Origin of the sequence: Inquilinus sp., from assembly GCF_039594555.1 — a bacterium.
Classification (GTDB): domain Bacteria; phylum Pseudomonadota; class Alphaproteobacteria; order DSM-16000; family Inquilinaceae; genus Inquilinus.
This window is the reverse complement of sequence record NZ_JBCNNF010000474.1, coordinates 1-5026: the sequence shown is the minus strand read 5'-3', so window position 1 is coordinate 5026 and position 5026 is coordinate 1. Positions and strand designations below refer to the sequence as shown.

The window sequence follows — 5026 nt, the reverse complement described above, 5'->3', positions numbered from 1 at the left end:
CCAAGAAGATCAGCGAAGACGTGGCGAAGAGCCTCGCAGCGTAAGAGTTGAAGGGGCAGGGGCTCTTAAGGACAGTCTTCCCCAATTTGTCATTGCCGGGCTTGACCCGGCAATCCAGGGGCCACCCAGAGCGGCATCGACATCTCTGGATGCCCGGGTCAAGCCGGGCATGACAGTGGGGGAGGGCGAAGACCGAGCCTCCCGCTGCACAAGTTTCCTCCCGACTGGGCCGTGTCACCTTGTGACACGGCCATCTTTTTTGCGCTGCAGCATAAAGTTTCGGAAAATCCCAAGTAAAAAAGACGATCGCATCGGCATTCCGGCTTGCCGGACCGATTCTTCTGGTATACAAAATTCTGAATTCAGTCGACCAAAGAGCCTTCGCGGCCGGTCGCACGATCTGGGGCAGGGACGCCGATGCTGGTGGATGGGGTGACGCTCGATGTCGCGCCGCTGGCCGCCAAGGCCAGCTACAAGGCCAAGGCCTACCAAGCCCTGCGCGATGCCATCGTGCGCATGAACATCTACGGCCACAGCCGCCCGATCCGGATCGACGAGCGGCAGCTGTGCGAGGCCCTGGGCATCAGCCGGACCCCGGTGCGCGAGGCGATCGCATTGCTCGAGCAGGAGGGCCTCGTCCGGTCGATGCCGCGGCGCGGCGTCTTCGTGGTGCGCAAGACCCGGGACGAGATCCGCGAGCTGATCGTGGTCCTGGCCGCGCTGGAGGGCATGGCCGCCCGGCTGGCGGCCGAGCAGGCCGGCCCGGACGGGATCGAGGAGCTGCGCGCCATGATTGCCGGCCAGGCGGCGGAGGCGGACTGCCCGGACCGGTTCGCCGCCGCCAACATCGATTTCCATCAGGCGCTGATCCGCCTCGGCGGCTGCGCCCTGATCACCGAGATGACCGAGTCCCTGTTCCTGCACATCCGCGCCATCCGCTGGTCCCTGATCGGCCGGCCGGAGCGGGCCGAGCGGTCGGTGGCGGACCACGCCGCCATCGTCGAGGCCCTGGCGCGGCGCGACGGGGATCTCGCCGAGACGCTGGTCCGCAACCATGCCCTCGACCTGTCGCGGTCGGTCGAGCGGCACGGGACCGGCTTCGAATGACCGCCCGGCGTCCCGCGATGCCGTGCATCCCGAGCAGAAGGTGAAGGAGGAAGCGATCATGCCCGATACTGCAGTGAAGGAAGCGGCCGCGACGGAGGAGGTCATCTCCGGCGGTCACCTCGTGGCCAAGGCGCTCAAGGCCGAGGGCATCGACACCATCTTCACGCTGTGCGGCGGCCACATCATCGACATCTATGACGGCTGCCTGGACGAGGGCATCCGCATCATCGACGTCCGGCACGAGCAGGTCGCGGCCCATGCGGCCGACGGCTATGCCCGCGTCACCGGCAAGCCCGGCTGCGCCGTGGTCACCGCCGGCCCGGGCACCACCGACGCCATCACCGGCGTCGCCAACGCCTTCCGCGCCGAGAGCCCGTTCCTGCTGATCGGCGGCCAGGGTGCCCTCGACCAGCACAAGATGGGGTCGCTGCAGGACCTGCCGCATGTCGACATGATGAAGTCGATCACCAAGTTCGCGGCCAATGTGGTGACCACCGAGCGTGTCGCCGACATGTGCTCGATGGCCTTCCGCGAGGCCTTCGCCGGCGCCCCCGGCCCGGTCTATCTCGAGATCGGCCGCGACATCCTGGACGGCCATGTGCCGCTGAAGAAGGCCCGCCTGCCCGAGGCCGGCCATTACCGCTGGTCGACCAAGAGCATCGGCGACCCGCGCGATGTCGAGACGCTGGCCGACATCCTGGTCCATGCCAAGAAGCCCTGCGTGCTGCTGGGCCAGCAGGTCTGGACCTGCCGCGCCGCCGACGACGCCATCGCCTTCGTCCGGGCGCTGAACATCCCGGCCTTCATGAACGGCGCCGGCCGCGGCACGCTGCCGCCGGGCGACCCGCACCACTTCCAGCAGACCCGGCGCTACGCCTTCGACAATGCCGACGTGATCCTGATCGTCGGCACGCCCTTCGATTTCCGCATGGGCTACGGCAAGCGGCTGGGCCGCAACGCCACGGTGGTGCAGATCGACCTCGACTACCGCACGGTCGGCAAGAACCGCGACGTCTCGCTCGGCCTGGTCGGCGATTGCGGCGCCATCTTCGCCGCCGTCACCCAGGCCGTCTCCGGCCGGGTCGACAACGGCGCCAGGGGCCGCGAGCCCTGGCTCGAGGAGCTGCGGGCCGAGGAGGCGAAGATGGAGGCGGCCCGGCTGCCGAAGCTGCGCTCCGACGCCTCGCCGATCCACCCGCTGCGCCTGGCCTATGAGCTGAACGAGTTCCTGACCGACAACACCGTCTATATCGGCGACGGCGGCGACGTCGTCACCTTCTCGGGCGGCGTGGTGAAGCCGCGGGCCCCGGGCCACTGGATGGATCCCGGCCCGCTCGGCACCCTCGGCGTCGGCGTGCCCTTCGCCATGGCGTCGAAGATCGCCCAGCCGGAGAAGGAGGTGCTCTGCCTGTTCGGCGACGGCACCTTCAGCCTGACCGGCTGGGACTTCGAGACCATGGTCCGCTTCGACCTGCCCTTCATCGGCGTGGTCGGCAACAACTCGCACATGAACCAGATCCGCTACGGCCAGATCCAGAAATACGGGCCGGAGAAGGGCAATGTCGGCAACAAGCTGGGCGACGTGCACTACTCCAAATTCGCCCAGATGCTCGGCGGCTATGGCGAGGAGGTCTACGAGGCCAGCCAGATCCGCCCGGCGCTGGAGCGGGCGCGGGAGTCCGGCAAGCCGTCGCTGATCAATGTGTGGATCGACCCCGACGCCTACGCCCCGGGGACCATGAACCAGACCATGTACAAGTAAGCGGCCGCGGGCGCGGGCTGATCACAACCGCCCGCGCCCCGTCCTCGCACTGGCACAGATAGGGAGAGAGACCATGGGCAAGGCCCTGGATGGGGTGCGCGTTCTCGACATGACCCATGTCCAGTCGGGACCCTCGGCGACGCAGATCCTGGCGTGGTTCGGGGCCGATGTGATCAAGGTGGAGATGCCCGGCCGCGGCGACATCACCCGGTCGCAGCTGCGCGACAAGTCGAATGTCGACAGCCTCTACTTCACGATGCTGAACAGCAACAAGCGCAGCATCACCATCAACATGAAGTCGCCGCAGGGGCAGGAGGCCTTCATCAAGCTGCTCGAGCAGTCGGACGTGCTGATCGAGAATTTCGGCCCCGGCGTGCTCGATCGCCAGGGCTTCCCCTGGGAGAAGATCCAGAAGATCAACCCGCGGGTGATCTACGCCTCGGTCAAGGGCTTCGGCCCGGGCCCCTATGTCGACTGCAAGGCCTATGAGACCGTGGCCCAGGCCATGGGCGGGTCGATGAGCACCACCGGCTGGCATGACGGCCCGCCGACCTCGACCGGCGCCCAGATTGGCGACAGCGGCACCGGCATGCATCTCGTCGCCGGCGTGCTGGCGGCGCTTCTGCAGCGGACCCAGACCGGCAAGGGCCAGCGGGTCGAGGTGGCGATGCAGGACTGCGTCCTCAACCTCGTTCGCGTGAAGATGCGCGACCAGCAGCGCCTGGCGCACGGCCCGCTGCGGGAATACCCGAATAAGGAGTTCGGCGACGCCGTGCCGCGCTCCGGCAACGCCTCGGGCGGCGGCCAGCCGGGCCAGGCGTTGCGCTGCGCCCCGGGCGGCGAGAACGACTACGCCTATGTCATCATCCAGCCGCAGGGCTGGGCGCCGCTGATGCGGCTGATCGGGCGCGAGGAGCTGATCGAGGACCCGGCCTTCGCCACGCCGGAGGCACGCCTGTCCCATCTCGACGAATGCTTCGGCATCATCCAGGGCTGGACCAGCCAGCGCAGCAAGATCGAGGTGATGCAGGCGCTGAACGAGATCGACGTGCCCTGCGGCCCGATCCTGAGCATGAAGGACCTGATCGAGGACCGCTCGATGTACGACCGCGGCATGCTGGTCGAGGTGCCGCATCCGGAGCGCGGCAACTACATCCAGGTCGCCTCGCCGATCCGGCTCTCCGACAACGACGTGGCGGTCGACCGCTCGCCGCTGCTGGGCGAGCACACCGAGGAGATCCTGGCCTCGGTCGGCTACGACGCCGACGCCATCGCCGCGATGCGCACCGCCGGGGCCATTTGATGACGGCGCGGACCCCTTTTTGTGCCTCTCCCGCGTGGCGGGAGAGGTCGGGCGTCCGCAGGACGACCGGGTGAGGGCGGGCCAGGCCTCGACAAAATCCCCTCACCCGGAGCCGCTTCGCGTCTCCGACCTCTCCCGCAAGCGGGAGAGGCGATAGGAGAAACAACCGATTGACCGACGGCCTAGCCGTCGACCCGAACCGATTGCGACACCCGACCGGGCAGCCTCAGGTGGGTCCGGTCCTCCCCCACATCCTTTGCTGAGCGAGGACCGCCATGAATGGCCATGTCGACGTCCTGGACGATGCCCGGACGACCGCCCGCCGCATCCTTGACGCCGTGAAGCGGGACGGGCGCACCAGCCTGACCGCCCCCGAGGCCCGCGCGCTGTGCGAGGCCTGGCAGATCCCGATCCCGAAGGAGGCGCTGGCCACCACGGCCGACGAGGCGGCGGCCCAGGCTGCGGCGATCGGCTTCCCGGTGGTGCTGAAGATCGTGTCGCCGCAGATCCTGCACAAGACCGAGGCCGGCGGCGTGCTGGTCGGCGTCAAGTCGGCCGACGACGTCCGCGCCGGCTTCAAGCGCATCGTCGAGAGCGCCGGCCGCTACGATCCGAAGGCCGAGATCCTCGGCGTCCAGGTCCAGCAGATGCTGGTCGGCGGGCAGGAGGTGATCATCGGCGCGGTCACCGACCCCAGCTTCGGCAAGCTGGTGGCCTTCGGCCTCGGCGGCGTGCTGGTCGAGGTGCTGAAGGACATCACCTTCCGCCTGGCCCCGGTCGACCATGACGAGGCGCTGTCGATGCTGGACGGCATCCAGGCCGCCGCGGTGCTGCACGGCGTGCGCGGCGCGCCG

4 protein-coding genes are annotated in these 5026 nt (G+C 68.4%); all 4 read left to right on the top strand.

Going from position 1 to position 5026, the window contains the following annotated elements; translation table 11 throughout:
* Window positions 1-417: 417 nt before the first annotated feature.
* On the top strand, window positions 418-1107 hold the full coding sequence (locus ABDW35_RS31995) for a GntR family transcriptional regulator (RefSeq protein WP_343717891.1): 690 nt from the start codon (window positions 418-420) through the stop codon (window positions 1105-1107).
* A gap of 58 nt (window positions 1108-1165) precedes the next feature.
* Window positions 1166-2869: a thiamine pyrophosphate-binding protein gene (locus tag ABDW35_RS31990; protein ID WP_343717890.1), complete on the top strand. Its 1704-nt coding sequence runs from the start codon at window positions 1166-1168 to the stop codon at window positions 2867-2869.
* Window positions 2870-2942: 73 nt separating this feature from the next.
* Window positions 2943-4172 carry a formyl-CoA transferase gene (gene frc / locus ABDW35_RS31985; protein WP_343717889.1) on the top strand — a complete coding sequence of 410 codons (1230 nt, stop codon included), beginning with the start codon at window positions 2943-2945 and terminating at the stop codon, window positions 4170-4172.
* A 275-nt stretch (window positions 4173-4447) separates the two neighbouring features.
* Window positions 4448-5026, top strand: a 579-nt coding sequence (locus tag ABDW35_RS31980; RefSeq protein WP_343717888.1) for an acetate--CoA ligase family protein, incomplete at its 3' end; no start/stop codon positions are given.

What these genes read in the sequence shown, in the direction of transcription:
- frc (WP_343717889.1), top strand. Translation starts at nt 2,943, where the DNA reads ATGGGCAAGGCCCTGGATGGGGTGCGCGTTCTCGACATGACCCATGTC.
- ABDW35_RS31995 (WP_343717891.1), top strand. Translation starts at nt 418, where the DNA reads ATGCTGGTGGATGGGGTGACGCTCGATGTCGCGCCGCTGGCCGCCAAG.
- ABDW35_RS31990 (WP_343717890.1), top strand. Translation starts at nt 1,166, where the DNA reads ATGCCCGATACTGCAGTGAAGGAAGCGGCCGCGACGGAGGAGGTCATC.